This is a genomic window from Streptomyces sp. NPDC026515, assembly GCF_055567595.1.
In genome coordinates, this window is the sequence record NZ_JBVHQD010000010.1 from 353,606 (window position 1) to 370,535 (window position 16,930).

At 70.7% G+C, this 16,930-nt stretch carries 24 protein-coding genes and 1 pseudogene; 12 read left to right on the forward strand and 13 right to left on the reverse strand.

Annotation, left to right across the window (positions count from 1 at the left end; all coding sequences use genetic code 11):
• Nucleotides 1-80: 80 nt before the first annotated feature.
• A complete protein-coding gene (locus ACZ4O3_RS23310) occupies nt 81-581 on the reverse strand; it encodes a winged helix-turn-helix transcriptional regulator (protein WP_362720516.1) in 501 nt (166 codons plus the stop codon).
• Nucleotides 582-756: 175 nt separating this feature from the next.
• Here ACZ4O3_RS23310 and ACZ4O3_RS23315 point away from each other — a divergent pair, with 175 nt between their 5' ends.
• From ACZ4O3_RS23315 to ACZ4O3_RS23335, 5 genes are all read left to right on the forward strand, one after another.
• On the forward strand, nt 757-1,458 hold the full coding sequence (locus ACZ4O3_RS23315; RefSeq protein ID WP_362720514.1) for an SDR family oxidoreductase: 702 nt from the start codon (nt 757-759) through the stop codon (nt 1,456-1,458).
• Between the two features lie 52 nt (nt 1,459-1,510).
• A complete protein-coding gene (gene lpdA / locus ACZ4O3_RS23320) occupies nt 1,511-2,908 on the forward strand; it encodes a dihydrolipoyl dehydrogenase (protein WP_362720511.1) in 1,398 nt (465 codons plus the stop codon).
• A gap of 68 nt (nt 2,909-2,976) precedes the next feature.
• Nucleotides 2,977-4,116, forward strand: a complete 1,140-nt coding sequence (locus ACZ4O3_RS23325; RefSeq protein ID WP_467724015.1) for a DNA alkylation repair protein — start codon at nt 2,977-2,979, stop codon at nt 4,114-4,116.
• A 75-nt stretch (nt 4,117-4,191) separates the two neighbouring features.
• Entirely contained in the window at nt 4,192-4,542 is a 351-nt protein-coding gene (locus ACZ4O3_RS23330) for an ArsR/SmtB family transcription factor (RefSeq protein WP_362720505.1), read from the forward strand.
• Between the two features lie 131 nt (nt 4,543-4,673).
• On the forward strand, nt 4,674-5,681 hold the full coding sequence (locus tag ACZ4O3_RS23335) for a zinc-dependent alcohol dehydrogenase family protein (protein WP_467724017.1): 1,008 nt from the start codon (nt 4,674-4,676) through the stop codon (nt 5,679-5,681).
• A gap of 58 nt (nt 5,682-5,739) precedes the next feature.
• Here ACZ4O3_RS23335 and ACZ4O3_RS23340 read toward each other — a convergent pair whose 3' ends face one another.
• Entirely contained in the window at nt 5,740-6,405 is a 666-nt protein-coding gene (locus ACZ4O3_RS23340) for a nitroreductase (RefSeq protein ID WP_467724019.1), read from the reverse strand.
• Nucleotides 6,406-6,569: 164 nt separating this feature from the next.
• Between ACZ4O3_RS23340 and ACZ4O3_RS23345 the strand changes: the two genes are divergently transcribed.
• Complete coding sequence (locus ACZ4O3_RS23345; RefSeq protein WP_467724021.1) at nt 6,570-6,737, forward strand: hypothetical protein; 168 nt, start codon at nt 6,570-6,572, stop codon at nt 6,735-6,737.
• A gap of 46 nt (nt 6,738-6,783) precedes the next feature.
• Here the strand turns inward: ACZ4O3_RS23345 and ACZ4O3_RS23350 are convergent, their stop codons facing one another.
• Complete coding sequence (locus ACZ4O3_RS23350; protein WP_467724023.1) at nt 6,784-7,176, reverse strand: ANTAR domain-containing protein; 393 nt, start codon at nt 7,174-7,176, stop codon at nt 6,784-6,786.
• A 92-nt stretch (nt 7,177-7,268) separates the two neighbouring features.
• Here ACZ4O3_RS23350 and ACZ4O3_RS23355 point away from each other — a divergent pair, with 92 nt between their 5' ends.
• Complete coding sequence (locus tag ACZ4O3_RS23355; RefSeq protein ID WP_362732384.1) at nt 7,269-7,601, forward strand: helix-turn-helix transcriptional regulator; 333 nt, start codon at nt 7,269-7,271, stop codon at nt 7,599-7,601.
• A gap of 26 nt (nt 7,602-7,627) precedes the next feature.
• On the opposite strand, the gene ACZ4O3_RS23360 is transcribed toward ACZ4O3_RS23355, so the two are convergent.
• The 10 genes from ACZ4O3_RS23360 to ACZ4O3_RS23405 all read right to left on the reverse strand — a co-directional run bounded on the left by ACZ4O3_RS23360 (nt 7,628) and on the right by ACZ4O3_RS23405 (nt 12,126).
• Complete coding sequence (locus tag ACZ4O3_RS23360) at nt 7,628-8,068, reverse strand: low affinity iron permease family protein (protein WP_362732382.1); 441 nt, start codon at nt 8,066-8,068, stop codon at nt 7,628-7,630.
• A gap of 28 nt (nt 8,069-8,096) precedes the next feature.
• Entirely contained in the window at nt 8,097-8,270 is a 174-nt protein-coding gene (locus ACZ4O3_RS23365) for a CsbD family protein (protein ID WP_362732380.1), read from the reverse strand.
• A gap of 114 nt (nt 8,271-8,384) precedes the next feature.
• A complete protein-coding gene (locus ACZ4O3_RS23370; RefSeq protein WP_467724025.1) occupies nt 8,385-8,852 on the reverse strand; it encodes a gas vesicle protein K in 468 nt (155 codons plus the stop codon).
• Entirely contained in the window at nt 8,816-9,049 is a 234-nt protein-coding gene (locus tag ACZ4O3_RS23375; RefSeq protein ID WP_362725890.1) for a gas vesicle protein, read from the reverse strand. The genes ACZ4O3_RS23370 and ACZ4O3_RS23375 overlap by 37 nt, the downstream gene beginning before the upstream one ends.
• Entirely contained in the window at nt 9,046-9,870 is an 825-nt protein-coding gene (locus ACZ4O3_RS23380; RefSeq protein WP_467724027.1) for a GvpL/GvpF family gas vesicle protein, read from the reverse strand. The genes ACZ4O3_RS23375 and ACZ4O3_RS23380 overlap by 4 nt, the downstream gene beginning before the upstream one ends.
• Nucleotides 9,863-10,297, reverse strand: a complete 435-nt coding sequence (locus ACZ4O3_RS23385) for a gas vesicle protein (protein WP_467724029.1) — start codon at nt 10,295-10,297, stop codon at nt 9,863-9,865. Before ACZ4O3_RS23385 ends, ACZ4O3_RS23380 begins: the two co-directional genes overlap by 8 nt.
• Nucleotides 10,298-10,318: 21 nt before the next feature.
• Nucleotides 10,319-10,573 (reverse strand): gas vesicle protein GvpG, encoded by a 255-nt coding sequence (locus ACZ4O3_RS23390; RefSeq protein ID WP_467724031.1) that lies wholly within the window; start codon nt 10,571-10,573, stop codon nt 10,319-10,321.
• Nucleotides 10,574-10,585: 12 nt separating this feature from the next.
• Nucleotides 10,586-11,299, reverse strand: coding sequence for a GvpL/GvpF family gas vesicle protein (locus ACZ4O3_RS23395; RefSeq protein WP_362725899.1), 714 nt, complete (start codon nt 11,297-11,299; stop codon nt 10,586-10,588).
• Nucleotides 11,300-11,301: 2 nt separating this feature from the next.
• Entirely contained in the window at nt 11,302-11,733 is a 432-nt protein-coding gene (locus ACZ4O3_RS23400) for a gas vesicle structural protein GvpA (RefSeq protein ID WP_362725902.1), read from the reverse strand.
• A 30-nt stretch (nt 11,734-11,763) separates the two neighbouring features.
• Nucleotides 11,764-12,126, reverse strand: a complete 363-nt coding sequence (locus ACZ4O3_RS23405; RefSeq protein WP_362725905.1) for a gas vesicle protein GvpO — start codon at nt 12,124-12,126, stop codon at nt 11,764-11,766.
• A 147-nt stretch (nt 12,127-12,273) separates the two neighbouring features.
• Between ACZ4O3_RS23405 and ACZ4O3_RS23410 the strand changes: the two genes are divergently transcribed.
• From ACZ4O3_RS23410 to ACZ4O3_RS23430, 5 genes and pseudogenes are all read left to right on the forward strand, one after another.
• The gene (locus ACZ4O3_RS23410; RefSeq protein WP_467724034.1) at nt 12,274-13,119 is read left to right on the forward strand and encodes a histone protein; all 846 of its coding nucleotides are present in this window, start codon (nt 12,274-12,276) and stop codon (nt 13,117-13,119) included.
• Nucleotides 13,120-13,266: 147 nt separating this feature from the next.
• Nucleotides 13,267-13,688 (forward strand): annotated as a pseudogene (locus ACZ4O3_RS23415) (SRPBCC family protein); the annotation flags it as partial.
• Nucleotides 13,689-14,117: 429 nt separating this feature from the next.
• Nucleotides 14,118-14,327, forward strand: a complete 210-nt coding sequence (locus ACZ4O3_RS23420) for a ferredoxin (RefSeq protein WP_362725911.1) — start codon at nt 14,118-14,120, stop codon at nt 14,325-14,327.
• Entirely contained in the window at nt 14,317-15,690 is a 1,374-nt protein-coding gene (locus ACZ4O3_RS23425) for an NAD(P)/FAD-dependent oxidoreductase (protein ID WP_467724036.1), read from the forward strand. Before ACZ4O3_RS23420 ends, ACZ4O3_RS23425 begins: the two co-directional genes overlap by 11 nt.
• Before the next feature lie 38 nt (nt 15,691-15,728).
• Entirely contained in the window at nt 15,729-16,916 is a 1,188-nt protein-coding gene (locus tag ACZ4O3_RS23430) for a cytochrome P450 (protein ID WP_362731639.1), read from the forward strand.
• Nucleotides 16,917-16,930: the final 14 nt, after the last annotated feature.

The following is a 16,930-nucleotide window of genomic DNA, read 5'->3' on the forward strand; positions in this document are numbered from 1 at the left end:
TCGTCGGCCTCCCTGCCGTCAAGCGTCTGACCCTCAGAGTTGCGTCATGAGACTCACCATGTCAAGGGAGCGCGCCGAGTTCAGTCGGTACCGAACCGCCGTCGTACGTCCGGCCGCTGCCTGAGCCGCTCGGGATAGCCGGGCCCCATCCGCATCGAGGTCTCCTCGGCCCGCAGCGGGGTCCGGCAGTGGGCGCAGACCACCTCGGCCGTGGTGTCGTGGTCGCACGCGTCGTGATGGAACACCACGGGGACCCCGCGCTCCCCGGCAAGCCACCGGTCGCCCCACGCGGACATCGCGGCGAGCACCGTGAACAGGTCCCGCCCCTTCTCCGTGAGGACGTAGTCGTAGCGCGGCGGCTCGGCCTCGTACTGCCGCTTCTCCAGGATCCGCTCCTCGACCAGGTGACGCAGCCGGTCGGTCAGCGTGTTGCGGGCGATGCCCAGTTCCCGCTGGAAGTCGTCGAAGCGGCGGATCCCGTAGAACGCTTCCCGCACCACCAGCGGAGTCCAGCGGTCACCCAACAGATCGACGGTCCGTGCGATGGAGCACGGCCACGTGGCGAACGACGTCCGTTTCATGCCCTCACGATAACGAGTCTCGGCGGATAGAGTCTCATCAAAAGACTCAGCTGACGGTGGCCGTGCGGGATCGCCCCAACCGCGAGCGGCCGGGTACGGGCCGCGTGGACAGCGATGCCCGGTGCGCTTTGACTGGTCATGACGGGGTCCCTGCGCCGAGACGAGGTGTCCGACCATGAAGATCGAGGGATCGGTCGCGTTGGTGACCGGAGCGAACCGCGGGATCGGCCTGGCGTTCTCGCGCGCGCTGCTGGCCAGGGGCGCGTCCAAGGTGTACGCGGGCGTCCGCCGGCCCGAGGACCTCACCGAGCCCGGACTGGAACCGCTGCGCCTCGACGTCACCGACGACGACCAGGTCGAGGCCGCCGCCCGGACCGCGTCCGACGCCACCATCGTGATCAACAACGCGGGCATCCAGGGCGGACCGCCCCTGCTGGCAGGCGGTTCCCTGGACGGGGCGCGGCGGGAGCTGGAGGTGAACTATCTCGGCACCTGGGCCGTCTCCCGGGCCTTCGCGCCGGTCCTCGCGGCCAACGGCGGCGGAGCCCTGGTGAACATGCTGTCCGTGGCCTCCTGGCGGGCGAACAGCCGCTTCCCCAGTTACGCGGCGTCCAAGTCCGCACAGTGGTCGCTGACCAACGCGCTGCGCCTCGCCCTGCGGGACCAGGGGACCCTGGTCGTCGGTGTGCACGTCGGCTATGTGGAGACCGACGCCACCACGGAGATCGAGGGCCCGAAGATCGACCCGGCCGAGGTGGCGTCGCAGACCATGGACGCCATCGCCCGTGACGAGCCCGAGGTGCTGGTCGACGAGACGACCCGAAAGGTTCGCGCCGCACTGTCCGGGCCGCTGGATCTCCTCTACGGCACCGTCTGATCGTGCGGCGGTGCAGTGCGCTGACCGACCCGACCCAGTGGTGAGGAGAGCCATGCAAACCGACTTCGATGTCGTCGTTCTCGGGGCCGGGCCGGGCGGCTACGTGGCCGCGATCCGGGCCGCCCAGCTGGGCCTGCGCACCGCCGTCGTGGAGGGCCGGTTCTGGGGCGGTGTCTGCCTGAACATCGGGTGCATCCCGGCGAAGGCGCTGCTGCGCAACGCGGAGGTGGCCCAGCTGATCCTGCACGACGCGGAGAAGTTCGGCGTGAAGATCAGTGGCGAGGTGGGCCTGGACTACCGCGCCGCCTACGAGCGCAGCCGGGTGGTGGCCGACGGACGCGTCAAGGGCGTCGGCTATCTGATGCGCAAGAACAAGATCGAGCAGTTCGAGGGGCAGGGCACCTTCCTCGACCCGCACACCCTGCAGGTGCGGATGCGGGACGGGGAGACGGCACTCACCTTCCGCTCCTGCATCATCGCCACCGGTTCGACCGTGAAGCTGCTGCCGGGCACGGCCCTGGGCCGGCGCGTCGTCACCTACGAGGAGCAGATCCTCTCGGACAGCCTGCCCGCCAGCCTGGTCATCGCGGGTGCGGGCGCCATCGGCGTCGAGTTCGCCTATCTGCTGCGGTCCTACGGCGTCGAGGTGACGCTGGTGGAGTTCCTGGACCGGATCGCGCCGCTGGAGGACGAGGAGGTCTCCGCCGAACTCACCCGGCGCTTCAAACGGCAGGGCATCCGGGTGCTGACCTCGACAGCCGTGCAGGGCATCGAGGAGACCGAGGACGACGTCCGGGTGACCGTCCGGCAGGGCGACACCGAACAGGTGCTCCAGGCGGACAAGATCCTGCAGGCCACCGGCTTCCAGCCGCGCACGGCCGGCTACGGGCTGGCCGCCACCGGGGTACGGCTCACCGAGCGCGGAGCCATCGACGTCGACGGGTACTGCCGTACCAGCCAACCGCACATCTACGCCATCGGTGACGTCACGGCGAAGCTGATGCTGGCGCACACCGCCGAGGCGATGGGCATCGTCGCCGCCGAGAGCATCGCCGGCGCGGAGACCATGGAGCTGGACTACCGCATGATCCCGCGGGCCACGTTCTGCCAGCCGCAGATCGCCAGCTTCGGCTGGACCGAGGCCCAGGCCCGTGCCGAGGGCTTCGACGTACGTGTGGCGAAGTTCCCCTTCACGGCCAACGCCAAGGCCCACGGCTTCGGCGACACGGCCGGGTTCGTGAAACTGGTGAGCGACGCACGCTACGGCGAACTCCTCGGCGGCCACCTGATCGGCCCGGACGTGACCGAGCTCCTGCCCGAGCTGACACTGGCCCAGAAATGGGACCTCACGGTGACCGAACTCGCCCGCAACGTCCACGCCCACCCCACCCTGAGCGAGGCGGTCCAGGACGCCCTGCACGGCCTCGCGGGCCACATGATCAACCTCTGACCCGGGGCCGGGCGTACGGCCGGGTGAAGTAACCTTCTTCGACCCTGACACCGCACCCTGGAGGAGACGTGCCCACCGCGGACGAGCTGATCAGTCCCGACGGCATCCGCCGCCTGTCCGGCATCCTCCAGGAGGCCGCCCCCGTCGCGTCGCGCTGGCAGGCCGTCGCGGACAGTGCGGCGCTGCTTCACCCGCTGGGCCTCAGCGAGCGGGCCCGGACGGTGGGCGACGCGCTCCTGGCCGACTGCGGCCGTGACTACGAGCAACTGGCCCAGGCGGTACGACGGTCCCTCACCCGGGCCGATCTGACGGGCTGGATGATCTGGCCGGTCAGCGAGGCCGTCGCCGTCGGCGCCACCGCCTCTGGCACCGGCCGGCACTTCGACGACGGCCTCGACCTGCTGGCGCGGCTCACGCCCCGCCTGACCGGTGAGTTCGCGCTGCGCACCTTCCTCGTCGCGGACCTGGACCGTACCCTCGCCACCGCCCTGACCTGGACCGGCTCCCCGGATCCGGCCGTACGCAGGCTGGCGAGCGAGGGCACCCGCCCCAAACTGCCCTGGGCCCGGCAGGTGGCCGCCCTCAACCGCGACCCGGCGGTCACGCTCCCCGTGCTGGACAGGCTGTACACGGACGCCTCGCCGGACGTGCGCCGGTCGGTGGCGAACCACCTCAACGACGTCTCGCGGCTGGACGCCGCACTCGCCGCCGAGGCCGCCGCCCGCTGGCTGCGCAAGCCGGAGTCCACCACCCCCGCCCTGGTCCGGCACGCGATGCGGACCCTCGTGAAGAAGGGCGAGCCGGCCGCCCTGGAGCTGGTCGGGTTCCACGGCGGCGGCGAGGACGTGAAGGTGGTGGGCCCGCTGCTGTCGAAGACCGATGTGCCCATGGGCGGAGACCTCGTCTTCACCGCGCGCATCACCAACGTCTCGGACGGACCGGTCTCCCTCGCCATCGACTATGTCGTCCATCACCTCAAGGCGAACGGCAGGCCGGCGCCGAAGGTGTTCAAGCTCGCCAAGCGCCGCCTGGGCCCCGGAGAGTCGGCCGACCTGACTCGGAGCCACTCGTTCCGTCCCCTCACCACCCGCGTCTACTATCCGGGCGCGCACGCCGTGCAGCTCCAGGTCAACGGGCACCGCTACGACAGGGCGGACTTCCGGCTCCTGAAGGCCGACGGGCCCGTGTCGCCGGAGGCCGGGGAGTGATCTTGGGCCCGCCGGTGGTTTCGATGACGGTCGTACTATGACGTGACCGTCCCGAAGTCACCCCGAGGAGCCACCGTGGCCCGCCCCCGTACCGCCGCACGCACAGTGGAGCACCCCGAGCTGTCGGAGGTCTCGCTCCAGCAGGCGCTGGAGGCGCTGGTGGACCCGGTGCGGCGCATGGTGGTGACGCAGCTGGCCGGCGCGGGCGAGGACCTGAGCTGCGGGACGTTCCAGGCGCCGGTGTCGCTCTCGACGCTGACCCACCACTTCAACGTGCTGCGCGAGGCCGGTGTGATCCGGCAGTACTACGTCGGGACGGCCAAGATGAACACGCTCCGCGCCGAGGAGATGGAGCGGCGATTTCCCGGCCTGCTGACGGCCGTGCTGGCCGCCGCGACCGCGGAGGAAGGGGCGAGCGCCGCCTGAGCCGGCCGGCCGACAGTACTTTGACGAATCTCGAAATTTGACGGTCATCGAAGCTTGGGGCAGGGTGGGTGATGACGCCGAGTTCGTACCGGCGCGACTCCCCTCATCCCTGTCCCGAGGACGGATGCACCATGGCACGACTCGTACAGTTCGATCAGACCGGCGGACCCGAGGTCCTGACCCTCCGTGACGTCGAGGTCGGTGCCCCCGGCGCGGGAGAGGTACGGATCCGTGTCGACGCGATCGGTCTGAACCGCGCCGAGATCATGTACCGGGAGGGCGGCTACTTCTACGACCCGGTCTTCCCCTCCACGCTGGGCTACGAGGCCGCCGGCGTCGTCGAGGCGGTCGGTGAGGGGGTCACCGGTCGCGCCGAGGGTGACCCGGTCGCGGTCGTGCCGCAGTTCCTGCAGACCGACTACGGCACCTACGGCGATCACGTCATCGTCCCCGCCTCTGCCGTCGTGCCCCGCCCCGCCGAGGTCGAGCCCGTGCGGGCGGCGGCCGTCTGGATGGCCTACATCACCGCCTACGGGCCCCTCGCCGAGAGCGGCCGGGTGCGTCCCGGCGACCACGTCCTCATCTCCGCGGCCTCCAGCAGTGTGGGCCTGGCCGCCCTCCAGATCGCCCGCCACGTCGGCGCGATCCCGATCGCCACCACGCGTGGCCCCGGCAAGAGGGAGCGCCTCCTGGACGCGGGCGCCGCCCACGTGATCGTCACCGACGAGGAGGACCTGCCCGCCCGGATCAAGGAGATCACCGGCGGCGAGGGCGTCCGGTTGGCCTTCGACCCGGTCGCCGGACCCGGCGTCGAGACCCTCGCCCAGGGCATCGCCCCCGGCGGGTTCCTGGTGGTCTACGGCGCCCTCGACCCGCGCCCCACCCCGCTGCCGAACGCGCAGTCCTTCCCGGCGCTGACCAGCAGCACGTACACGCTCTTCGAGATCACCACCGACCCCGAACGCCTGCGCCGCGCGGTCGCCTTCGTCAACGCGGGCCTCGCCTCCGGCGCCTTCGCGCCGGTCGTCGACCGCACCTTCGACCTCGCGGACATCGCCGAGGCCCACCGCTACATGGCGGCCAACGGCCAGGTCGGCAAGATCGTCGTCACTGTCACCCACGACGACACCTCGGCGTGAACCCCGCCCGGCGCCCACCGGCCGTCCCGGCCGGTGGGCGCCGCGTCGGACCGGTCGGTCACGCGCCGACGAAGCTCACCGTCTCCCCGATGCTCGCGCGCCCGGTGCGCGGCAGGGGTGCGTCCTCCTTCTCGAAGCCGACCGACACACCGCAGAACAGGACGAGGCCCTCATCGGCGCCGACCGCCCGGCTCACGGTCCTGCGGTACATCGTCCACATCACCTGAGGGCAGCTGTGCAGCCCTTCCGCTCTGAGCAGCAGCATGACCGTCTGCAGGTACATCCCCGCGTCCCCCCACTGACCTGGGCCCATCGTCCGGTCGAGGTAGCAGAACAACACGACCGGAGCCCCGAACGCCTCCGTGTTCAGGGCGGCGACCTTCATGGGCCTGCCGGGGTCGTCGCGCTCGATCCCCAGTGCCTCGTACCGCTGCGCGGCGGCGGCCGAGAAACGGTCCAAGTACGGCGGGACCAGTTCGGCCGGATACATCGGATACTCCCGCTCGTCACCGGGATCTCCCGCCAGCGCCCTGGCCGTCGCACGTCTCTTCAGTTCGGCCAGGGGGCCGCCTGCCACGACGTAGACGTGCCACGGCTGCAGGTTCCCGCTCGACGGAGCCCGGGTCGCCGTGGCCAGAACCCGTTCCAGCACCTCTCTGGGCACCGGCTCGTCACTGAACGCCCGCACGGCCCTTCGACTGCGCACGGCCTCGTACACATCCACGTCCTCGGGTCCTTTCGTCCGGCGACGGCGGCCTTGTCCCGGCGTTTCCGGGTGTGCCGAGTGGGGACCCGGCCGGGGTGAGTGCCATGGGGGAGACGACGGGGGAGTTCCTACGCGCCGGGCCGGAACGGGGCCGGGCAGAGAGAAGACGAGAAGCCGTGACCATGGAAGCCATGAAGACGGGCAGCGTCCGCGGATCCGAGACGGGTTGGGCGAAGGCACGCCGCCTGCGCGGCAAGGGCATACGCACCTGGGTGCGCGCGACGACCGACGGCACCGCGGGCCGGCCGCGGCGCGGGGACGACTGGAACGTCGTGCGGGGTGAGGACTGAGCCGCCGTCCCCTCGCGGGGCGCGACCGCGGCGCGGCTCGGGCCGGTCATCCGGCGCGCCGCCCTCGTCGGTGCGCAGCGCGCTCAGCGCGGAGGCGACCTGGGTCCGGAATCCGTCGGGCGGTGAGTCGCCCTGCAGGGCCGTCAGGACCTCCTCGGCGACCTGGTGCAGCTTGGTGTTCGTGTTTGTTCCGGGAGACCGTGACCAGCACGGCCCACGCGTCCTCCGTGTCGAGGGAGGAGGTCGCCATCAGTACGCCCGTGGCCTGGTCCATGGCCGGGCACGTACGCATGGCGCGCCGCAGCCGAGCCGCCTCGGCCACGAGGTCGTCCGCACCCCGGGCGTCCTTGGTCTCGTCGTCGCTCAGGGCGTCCTCCGTCTCTTCCGCTCCGGGCGTCCTCCGCCGCCCGGAGCGGAAGAGACGGCCCGATCTCTCCACAGGACTTGCCCGCCGGCCGATTACACATCAAGGGACACCTGAATAGACTTTCAGTCTTCTGGATGCGCGAACAACACGTCTAGCCTGGGAGCATGGGGCAAGCAACTGAGGCACCGAAGCCACACACCGGTTGGACGTTTCTCACCAATCACGCCCGCGTGCTGGTCGCCATCGCGGAGGACCGGTCCACCCGCATCCGTGACATCGCGGCGCGCTGCCGGCTCACCGAGCGGGCGGTCCAGAAGATCATCACCGACCTGGAGTCCGAGGGGTATCTCACCCACACCCGCGAGGGCCGGAGCAACACGTACCGCATCCAGCCGGACACCAGTCTCCGCCATCCGGCGGAGGGCGGCCTCCCCGTCGCCGGACTGCTCGCCCTCCTGCTCCAGCACGACCACGAGCGCGAAGAACACCGGGCATGAGCCCGTCGCGGGCCGGGACCACGGTGTCAGAGGTCTTCTTCCATCCGGATCGCCTTCCGCAGGTCCTGCCGGACACCGCGTGCTTCGCCGTCGCTCTGTTCCAGGAGCGCCGCGATGATCGCGTCGAGCTTCCGCTGGACGGCGCGCTCGGCCCGGCGCTCCGAGTTCTTCAGCAACGCCAGCAGCAGCAACGTCACGCACGTCATCAGGTCGCCGGCCAGCATCTGCTGGGAAAGTGCCAGATGGGCGGCGTGCGCGGCTACGAAGAAGGCCACGAGGAGCATGCAGAACACGTAGAACGCGGGCGAGCTCGTCATGTTCGAGGCGGATTCGGCGAAGTGCTCGAATCTCCCTCTGCCCCTCTCGGCAGGATGTCGTACGGCCATGATCTCCTCGTCTTCCGGAACCGCCAGGGAACTGCCGGCCACCGCGTGCTCCGGCAGTGCGTGAAGGAGCGGGATCCCCACCAGGAGATCCCGCTCGTGACCGGTCTCGTCAGTGCTTGAAGATGTCCTTCGTCTTCTCCTTGGCCTGACGCGCCGCGCCCTTGGATTTCTTGGCCTGCCCCTCGGCCGTCATCCGCTCGTTGCCCACGGCATTCCCGACCGTCTCCTTGGCCTTTCCGGTGGCCTCTTCCATCTTGCCCTTGGCCTTCTGCCCTCCGGCCATCGTCATTCACCGTCCTTGCCGCTCGGGGGATTCGTGCACCACTGCGAGTACCCCGCCTCGGACGGTCAAACGGCCCGGCGGCCGGCATCCGGTGGCCGACGGGCCGCTCCGCGCTCAGGACCGCCCCTCGGGGTGCGCGGGCGGGAGAAGTGTTCCCAGCGGGCCGAGGTCCAGGTTGAGGTCCTCCATGGTCAGGCCGTGGTCGGCGCACAGCTCGGACATGCGGTCGTGGAGGATCATGAGGGTGGAGCCCAGCCGTTCTTCCTGCTCCTCGGTGAGGTCCCCCTGGTCGACACGGTGCAGTGCCTGGCGCTCCATGAGCTGCCGCAGCAGTTCGACCAGGGTGAGCACGAGCCGGACGAGGTCTCGCTCGACGGTGTCGGGGTCGGTGCTGATGCGGCGGGCGGGTTGCGGCGGCCCCGGCTGCCGGGCCGCCGCGATGTCGTCCGGTACGGCGGGCAGCAGCCGGAAGGCCCGGGTGGCCGCGTCGGCGACCTCGGCCAGGCGGTCCGGCGGCCTGGGCGTCCGCCCGGCGTCCGCGCCCGTCACGGAGCGCCCTCCGGGCCTGCCGGTGCCGTCCATGGTGACGGGTTCTGCGCGCTCACGGAGACGATCAGAGCCCGCAGCGAGATCCGGACCAGGTCGATGTCGGCGATCGACAGCACCAGATCCCCGGTGACGACGACGCCGCCACTGAGCAGGCGGTCGAGCAGGTCGACGAGGGCCACCTGGCGTTGCGCCAGCGGCTCGGCCTCGGGAAGCCGCTGTACCTCGTTCATGGTGTCCGGTCCATGGCGGGGGGCTGGGCCCCGGGCGGGACGGCGAAGGAGTACGGCGCCCAGGGGCCGGTGACGTCGACGCGTACGCCGGGCAGGTCCCGGACGGCGTCCAGGATCCGGCTACGGAATTCCGCTGCCGCCTCGCGCGGGAGCAGGTAGGCGTCGTTGACCACGTTCTCACCGGCGCCGACGGCGAGTTCCCCCTGCTGAACCCGGTGCCTGGCGTGGTCGGCCGCCATCGTGCGGCCGATCTCCGCCACCCGTTCGGCAGCCTCCCGGGCGGCCCGGTAGGACTCGTCGCGCAGGTGCCGCTGGGAGCGGCGGGCGCGGAGGTAGGCCCGGCCCGGACTGAGCCCGTCGGCCGGGCCGGCCGCCACGGGCGCATCGGTGGGCCGCGGGTCCGGCGGAGGCTCGACGTAGATCTTCACGCCCCATTCGAGGTGCCCCGCCAGCCGGCGCAGGGCACGCGAGAACGCGTCCGTCTGCTCCCGCAGCATCGCCTCCACCCGCTCGTCGTCCAGGTACACCGTGGCGAGCCGCAACGGCAGCACGGTCGTGTGTGCGGCCAGGACCTCGATCACGTTGTGGTGGGCGCGGGCGACCGTCTCCAGCCAGTCCAGGTGCTCCAGATGGCGGCGCAGGGCGTCTTCCCGGAAGTCCTGGGCAGGTACCGAACTGACCGCTGCCGCCGGTGTCCCGCCGGAGTCTGCCGGCACCAGGCGGACGGGTGCCCCCGCCACACCTGCCACGCCGCGCAGGGCCGTGCCGAGGCCCTCGACGGGGAACAGGGCGGCGTAGGCGTAGGCGACTGTCTCAGTCATCACTCACCCCGGTCCCCGCGTCGGGCGGGGGAGTGCCGCGGCGGGCGCGCCGTTCGGCCGGCCGTGTCTTGTCGCCGGACAGAGCCCGCCGGCCCCGCAATGCCTCGATCTCCGCCTGCAGCCTTCTGTTCTCTTCGGCCAGGGCGTGCTCGCCTCCGGCATGGGAGGAGAGCGACGGATCATGCTCCCACCAGTCGATTCCCATTTCCCGGGCCTTGTCGACGGAGGCGACGATCAGCCGGAGTTTGATGGTGAGCAACTCGATGTCGAGGAGGTTGATGCGGATGTCCCCGGCGATGACGATGCCCTTGTCCAGGACGCGTTCCAGGATGTCGGCAAGGTTCGCCGAGGAGCCGTGGTCGTTGCTGTACGGGGCCGTTGCCCGGGATGGGTAGGTGCTCAGCCGGTTGGCGGGGGGTTCCGACACCTCGGGTACCTCGATTCCAGCTCAGGGAGGGGCGTCGCCCCGCCGGTAGGCGGCGATCTCTTCCAGACGGTCGAGGAGCAGGTCCTCGCGCTCGTCGAAGTCCGCCTGGTCGATGCGGCCCTCCAGCAGGTCTCTTTCCAGCGCGGCCAGTTCACGCTCGACGGGTTCGGGGTCGTAGTACTCCCGTTCGGCGGCCTCGACCACCCGGTCGACGACCCATCCCACGCCCCGTACCGGCGCGAGCGGAAGGGTGAGGAGCTGAGTCAGCAAGCCCATGAGCCGTACCTTTCACACGAAGCTGTACGGGGGCAGCGGTCCGTACAGCCGGATCGCGCAGTCCCCGCCGAGCTGGTTGGCCAGGCTGATCTCGGTGGCCAGGAACATCTCCTCCTTGTCCGCCGGGACCAGGAAAGAGACGCTGAGGAAGTCCTCGCCGCGGGGGGCGGAGCGGCTCTCGTCGCACACGTACGGGTGCAGCGCCTCGACGATGCCCTTGGCGAGAGCCTCCTGTCGCGCCTCGGCTTCCTGGGCGACCAGTTCGCCGAGCTCGAGTGACATCTGCGGGGTGCCGGAGCCGCCCCGGATCGCGGTGTTGAGCTCGCGGGCCTCGTCGGACTCCGACAGGATCCGGCGCAGCATGGCCTCCTCCTCCCACGAGCACTTCAGGTTGTACTCGGTGGTGCCGTCCAGCGATCGCAGCCGTTGTACGTACTCGGCGGCCCTGCCCTCCAGGACCGTGCGAACGGCGTCGTCGTCCTCGGCCGTCATGCCGAACCGCAGCGGCAGCACGGCGCCGTCGGCCATCAGCCGCTCCTGGACCTGCTGATGGGCCAGGACGTCGCGCCGTCGGGCTCGCAGGCCCTCGGGCGTCTCGCTGACGACCGCACACAGACCTCCGGCGGTCACCGTGCGCAGCGCGGCGGGCGGCTCGCCGACGCCGTGGACGCCGTGGAGCCTCATCGGGTGGTCCGCCGAGGTGATGGAGTACACGTAGACGGCCATGGTCATTCCCTCCGCCGCCGGGAAGCCGTGGTGGTCGGCCGACGCCGTCGCGGCCGGGGCTCCTCCTCGTCCTCTTCTTCCTCGCCGCCGGTCAGGGTGTCCTTGACGGCCTCGACCGCACCGGTCAGGGCGCCCTTGGACTTGCCCGCGGCCCCGCCTTCGGTCATCTCGCCGACGAGGTCGGTGAGCTTGGTGGGCTGTTTGCTGCCCGATTCGAGGTCCAGGCGGTTGCACGCCTCGGCGAAGCGGAGGTAGGTGTCGACGCTGGCCACGACGATGCGTATGTCGATCTTGAGGATTTCGATACCGACTAGGGACACACGGATGAAGACGTCGATGACCAGGCCGCGGTCGAGAATCAGCTCCAGGACGTCGTACAGACTGCTCGTGCTGCCGCGCGAGACACCGCTGCCGCCCTGTGGCACCACAGTCATGGTGCCCTCCCTTCACCCCCCTTGTGCATATCAGCGGCGCCGGTCGATCTGGCCGCGGGTGTAGCGGCGGATCCGTTCGTACGCCAGCAGTTCACCTCTCGCACTCAGCGTCACGTGATAGGTGCCGAGGACGCTGGTGGTCTCGGGTATTCGTTCCAGTTCGAGTACCTCGACGTCGGCTTCCCATCCCTCCTCGGTCGGTTTGATTGCCGAAACCGATTCGGGGGTGCGCCCGAGAAGTTCCTCCAGTTGCCCGGCGGCGGAGCGCATCGCCCAGGCTGCCGAACGTTTGACAGGTTTCCGGGCGCCGACGCCGTCAGCGCTGCGAGCGGTGTCGTCTTTGGGGGAGGGGCGTCTGCCTCTTCCCGTGCCGTTCTTGTCAGACGCGGGCATGTTCCCAACTCCGTCACTGGAGCGGCACTCCGATATCAACAAAATGTACTATTTCAGCATATACATCTTGAAGCAGTGCTGCGACGGGCCCATGACGGCCGCGCGTCGCCGTGCGGCCGTACAGCGGCTCGCCGGAGGGAACGATCGATGAACAATTCGACGAAAATCAGTCTCGCTGCCGCGGTCGCCGGTGGCTACGTCCTCGGTCGCGCCAAAAAGGGAAGGCTCGCCTTCGGCCTGGCCACTTACCTCGCCGGCCGGCGTTTCGGCCTCGAACCCCAGCAACTGGTCACCGAGGGACTGCGAAAGCTCCAGGAGATTCCCCAGGTCGCCGACCTCAACGAGCAACTGCGCGGCGAATTCAAGGACGTTGGCAGGAAGGCCCTCGTCGCGGCCGCCGACCGCAAACTCGCCGATCTGGCAGACGCCTTGCACGAGCGGACCGCACGCGTCGGAAGCGAGAGGGAGGAGGGGGACGAGGGGAGCGACGAAGAGGAGTACGAGCCGGAGGAGGAAGAGGAAGAGGAGGAGGAAGGAGAGTACGAGAACGAGGGCGACGGCGAGGAGGGAGAGGAGGAGGAAGAGGAGCCTGAGGACGAGGAGTTGGAGGAGGCGGAGGAAGAAGAGGAGCCCAGGCCCAAGAGGTTCAGGCCTGGGCACCGGAGGTCCGGTCACCGGGCCGAGGACACCTCGGAGGAGCCGCCCGGCCGCCGCACGTCCGCGCGGCCGTCCGCGCCTCGCAAGGCCCCCGCACACAAGGCCGCCGCACGCAGGCCCACCGCCCAGAAGGCGCAGCCCGCCAAGAAGACGGCCGCGAAGAAGTCGGCTCCGGCCCGGAAGTCCCCGGCGAAGAGGGCCGCACCTCCGGCGGGAAAGGCCGCGTCGAAGAAGACCGCCGCTCCTGCCAGGAAGACCGCGTCGAAGAAGGCCGCCGCCAAGAAGACTGTCCCGAAAGGGACGACGGCCAAAAAGGCGTCCGCGCGGCGGAGGTAGGCCGTGGTGAGGACGGCACCAAAGAACGGGCGGGACGAGGCATCGCGCCTCGACCGGTTGCGCGAGGAGTTCGTCGACCACCCCGGCGCACAGACGGAGCATCTCGCGGACGTCGCGGGTGGCAAGGAGAAGGCGAAGAGCAGTTCGCAGTTCAGCTCCTTCGCCAAAGGCGTGCGCAGTGTGTCGCAGGGGGGACGGGACCAGCAGCGACTGGAAGGTGAGAGTGGGCCCGTCCACGCGTTCGTGGAACGCGACCATCCAGGAACAGGTAACGGGCGAGCGCACGGTGTGGACGTCGGACGGCGCCAGAGGCAGCACCCGGGAATGTCAGTTTCCATGAGGTGGCGCCCACGCTCACCCACATCGTGCTCGTCGTCGAGTACTGCCCTTGCGGCTTCTTCGAGAAGACCGGCAACCTGTGCCCCCAGGGACGCCGACTGCGGCTGGACACCAAACACTTCCAGCGCTTCGTCACGCTCTCCGCCGAGGACGCCGACGGCTGGCGCGGGGAGATCCGCGACGGTGAGGTGGTGCGTACGCACGAGGAGGACGGAGAGGACGAGAGGGCGTGAAGCTCACCGCCGGTCCGTCCCTGTCGATCACGCCCGTGGCCAGTAGTTGCCGCGTCGAAGCCGCCCTGGGCGACGTCCCGGTGACGGTGTGTCAGCTTGCCGCCGGGACCTGGCGCCTGCCTCGCTGCTCCTCAGCACGCGCCGGCTCGGCGAATCCCCGTCACCCGCCGCCTGGCCGGCACGCCGAACACGGCCGCCCCCACGGACCCCGTTCCGCGGACGGGAGCCACGCCCGCCTGTGGGCCGCACGGAACAAGGGCCGCACCTGACGCCGTCACCGCGGTACGTGCACGGGCGCCAGGCCGGGCGTGTCACGGCCCGTCCCGGTGCCCCGGCAGCGTGGCGTGCGGGAGTCCTGGTCTGGCTCCATGCTGGACATGAGGGGCGGGAAACGAGGGGGGCGCGGCAACGGAGGGAGTGGTGGGGATGCAAGTCGTTGTGGACCTCACACGCTGCCAGGGCTATGCACAGTGCGTCTTCCTCGCACCGCAGGTGTTCGAGCTGCACGGGGACGAGGGGCTGCTGTACGCCACGGCCGTCCCCGACGACCAGGTCGATCGGGTGCGGGAGGCCGTGGCCGCGTGCCCGGTGCAGGCGATCCTCCTCGGGGAAGAGGTGAGCGGCGGTGCGCGATGACCTGAAGGACGGCCGTGTCGTCGTCGTCGGCGCGTCGCTGGCGGGGCTGAGGGCCGCGGAGGGGCTGCGCGACCAGGGCTTCACCGGCTCGCTGACCGTGGTCGGGGACGAACCCCATCCGCCCTACGACCGGCCGCCGTTGTCCAAACAGGTGCTGCTCGGGCAGGCCACGGCGGACACCACCGGACTGCCGATGCGCCGCGATCCGGAGGCCGACTGGCGGTTCGGGGTGCGGGCCTGCGGCGTGGACCTGCTAGCGGGACAAGTGCGCCTGGAGGACGGCGAGTCGCTCCCGTACGACCGGCTGCTGATCGCCACCGGTACCCGCGCCCGGCCCTGGCCCAACCCCGAGGAAGGCGCCCTGGACGGGGTGTTCACCCTGCGTACCAGCGAGGACGCCCGGGGACTCGCCGAGCGGCTGGCCGCCGGACCGGAACGGGTCCTGGTCATCGGCGGCGGCTTCACCGGCTCGGAGATCGCCTCCGCCTGCCGGGAACGCGGACTGGCCGTCACCGTCACCGAACGCGGCCCCGCGCCGCTCGTGGGCGCCCTCGGCGGCACCCTGTCGAAGCTCGCGGCCGTCATGCACCGCAACCACGGCGTCGACCTGCGCACCGGCGTGACGGTCACCGCCCTGCACGGCGACGGGAAGGGCGCGTTCACCGGCGCGCAGCTGTCCGACGGCACCCGCGTCGACGCCGACGTCTGCGTCGTGGCGCTCGGCGCGGTCCGCAACGTCGAGTGGCTGGCCGATTCCGGGCTGGCGGCGGGACCGCGCGGCGTGGCCTGCGACGCCGGATGCCGCGCCTTCACCATGTACGGGATCGTCACCGACGACGTCTTCGTGGCGGGGGACGTCTCCCGCTTCCCCCACCCGCTGTTCGGCTACCAGATGCTCTCCCTGGAACACTGGGGCAACGCGGTCGAACAGGCCGCGGTGGCCGCCCACAACATGGTCAATCCGGGGCCGCTGCAACGCCCCCACCTGGCCATCCCGACGTTCTGGTCGACCCAGTTCGGGCTCAACATCAAGTCGGTGGGCGTGCCGACCTACTCGGACCACGTGGTCATCGCCCAGGGGTCGCTGGAGGCGCGCCGCCTGGTCATGGTCTACGGCTACCAGGGGCGGGTCACCGCCGCGGTCACCGTCGACATGGCCAAGTCGCTCGACTACTACCGGCACATGATCGAGACAGCCGCTCCGTTCCCGCCCCCGCCCGGCGCGGCGGACCGGGCACTCGCCGCCGACGTCCCGGTCCCCTCCGACGTGCCGGATCCCTCCGTGCTCTCGCACGGCCCCACCGTGGCGCTCACCGGATACCTGCCCGACCGCCGACTCGCCGTGGTGCCGCCGACGCGCTGATCCGCGTCCGTCCACGACTCCCACTCCGAGGAGCCACCATGGAGTCCGAGACCCTGCTGGCGCGGATCACCGACTACGCCAGCCGCCCCGACCCCTACCCCCTGTACGCGGAACTCCGGGAGGCCGGCCGCGCGGTCCGGCAGGCGGACGGCAGCTTCCTGGTCGGCGGCTACCACGACGTCGCCGCCCTGCTGCACGACCCGCGGATGAGCGCCGATCCCCGCACCGGTGGCCGGGTGACGCCCAAGCCGCCGTTCCTGCGGCTCGACGACCCGGAACACCACAGGCTGCGCACGCTGACCATGCGCCCCTTCGGACCACCGCACAGCCCGGGGCACGTCGACGCGATGCGCGACGAGATCGACCGGATCACGAGGGAACTGCTGGCATCCTTCGAGGCGGGCCGGCAGATCGACGTCGTCGACGACTTCGCCTACCCGCTGCCCGTCACGGTGATCTGCCGGCTGCTCGGCGTGCCCCGCGAGGACGAGCCGCTCTTCCGGGCGTGGTCCGACGTGCTGGTCGAATCGGCCGACCTCAGACCCGAGGACGGCGACTCGGCCGGGAAGCGCGAGGCGGGCGAGAAGGCACGGACCGAGCTGGGCGGGTATCTCGTGAACCTCGCCGAGCAGCGCCGTGGCGAGCCGGGCGACGACCTGCTCGCCGCTTTCGTGAACGAGCCGGACCCGGCCCTGCGGCTCACCCAGGAGGAACTCGCCGAGACCGCCATCCTGTTGCTCATCGCGGGACACGAGACGACGGTCAACCTCATCACCAACGGGGTGCTCACGTTCCTGCGCGGACCCGAGCACCTGGACCTCCTCCGCCGCGAACCCGGCCTGATGCCGCGCACGGTCGAGGAACTCCTGCGCTACGAACCCCCGGTCCACATGCGCGAACGCATCCCGCTCGCCGACATCACCGTCGGCGACACCACCCTGGCCCGGGGCACCCCCGTCATCCTGGCGCTGGCCTCGGGCAACCGCGACCCCCGGCGGTTCGACGACCCCGACCGGTTCGACCCCAACCGCCCGGACAACGAACACCTCGGCTTCGGCAACGGCATCCACCTGTGCTTCGGCGCACCGCTGGCCCGCATCGAGGCCCGGACCGCACTGACCGCGCTGCTCCCTCTGCTCGGCACCGCGAGCCTGGTCCAGGACCCGCCTCCCTACCGCCAGAACGCCATGCTGCGCGGCCCCCGTCACCTGCCGCTCCAGCTGTGAGCGCGTGGCCGGTA

Excerpts from the sequence above, each read along its gene's own strand:
- ACZ4O3_RS23310 (WP_362720516.1), bottom strand. The coding sequence starts at position 581 with ATGAAACGGACGTCGTTCGCCACGTGGCCGTGCTCCATCGCACGGACC.
- ACZ4O3_RS23315 (WP_362720514.1), top strand. The coding sequence starts at position 757 with ATGAAGATCGAGGGATCGGTCGCGTTGGTGACCGGAGCGAACCGCGGG.
- lpdA (WP_362720511.1), top strand. The coding sequence starts at position 1,511 with ATGCAAACCGACTTCGATGTCGTCGTTCTCGGGGCCGGGCCGGGCGGC.
- ACZ4O3_RS23335 (WP_467724017.1), top strand. The coding sequence starts at position 4,674 with ATGGCACGACTCGTACAGTTCGATCAGACCGGCGGACCCGAGGTCCTG.
- ACZ4O3_RS23345 (WP_467724021.1), top strand. The coding sequence starts at position 6,570 with ATGGAAGCCATGAAGACGGGCAGCGTCCGCGGATCCGAGACGGGTTGG.
- ACZ4O3_RS23355 (WP_362732384.1), top strand. The coding sequence starts at position 7,269 with ATGGGGCAAGCAACTGAGGCACCGAAGCCACACACCGGTTGGACGTTT.
- ACZ4O3_RS23365 (WP_362732380.1), bottom strand. The coding sequence starts at position 8,270 with ATGGCCGGAGGGCAGAAGGCCAAGGGCAAGATGGAAGAGGCCACCGGA.
- ACZ4O3_RS23370 (WP_467724025.1), bottom strand. The coding sequence starts at position 8,852 with ATGGACGGCACCGGCAGGCCCGGAGGGCGCTCCGTGACGGGCGCGGAC.
- ACZ4O3_RS23375 (WP_362725890.1), bottom strand. The coding sequence starts at position 9,049 with ATGAACGAGGTACAGCGGCTTCCCGAGGCCGAGCCGCTGGCGCAACGC.
- ACZ4O3_RS23380 (WP_467724027.1), bottom strand. The coding sequence starts at position 9,870 with ATGACTGAGACAGTCGCCTACGCCTACGCCGCCCTGTTCCCCGTCGAG.
- ACZ4O3_RS23390 (WP_467724031.1), bottom strand. The coding sequence starts at position 10,573 with ATGGGCTTGCTGACTCAGCTCCTCACCCTTCCGCTCGCGCCGGTACGG.
- ACZ4O3_RS23395 (WP_362725899.1), bottom strand. The coding sequence starts at position 11,299 with ATGGCCGTCTACGTGTACTCCATCACCTCGGCGGACCACCCGATGAGG.
- ACZ4O3_RS23400 (WP_362725902.1), bottom strand. The coding sequence starts at position 11,733 with ATGACTGTGGTGCCACAGGGCGGCAGCGGTGTCTCGCGCGGCAGCACG.
- ACZ4O3_RS23405 (WP_362725905.1), bottom strand. The coding sequence starts at position 12,126 with ATGCCCGCGTCTGACAAGAACGGCACGGGAAGAGGCAGACGCCCCTCC.
- ACZ4O3_RS23410 (WP_467724034.1), top strand. The coding sequence starts at position 12,274 with ATGAACAATTCGACGAAAATCAGTCTCGCTGCCGCGGTCGCCGGTGGC.
- ACZ4O3_RS23420 (WP_362725911.1), top strand. The coding sequence starts at position 14,118 with ATGCAAGTCGTTGTGGACCTCACACGCTGCCAGGGCTATGCACAGTGC.
- ACZ4O3_RS23430 (WP_362731639.1), top strand. The coding sequence starts at position 15,729 with ATGGAGTCCGAGACCCTGCTGGCGCGGATCACCGACTACGCCAGCCGC.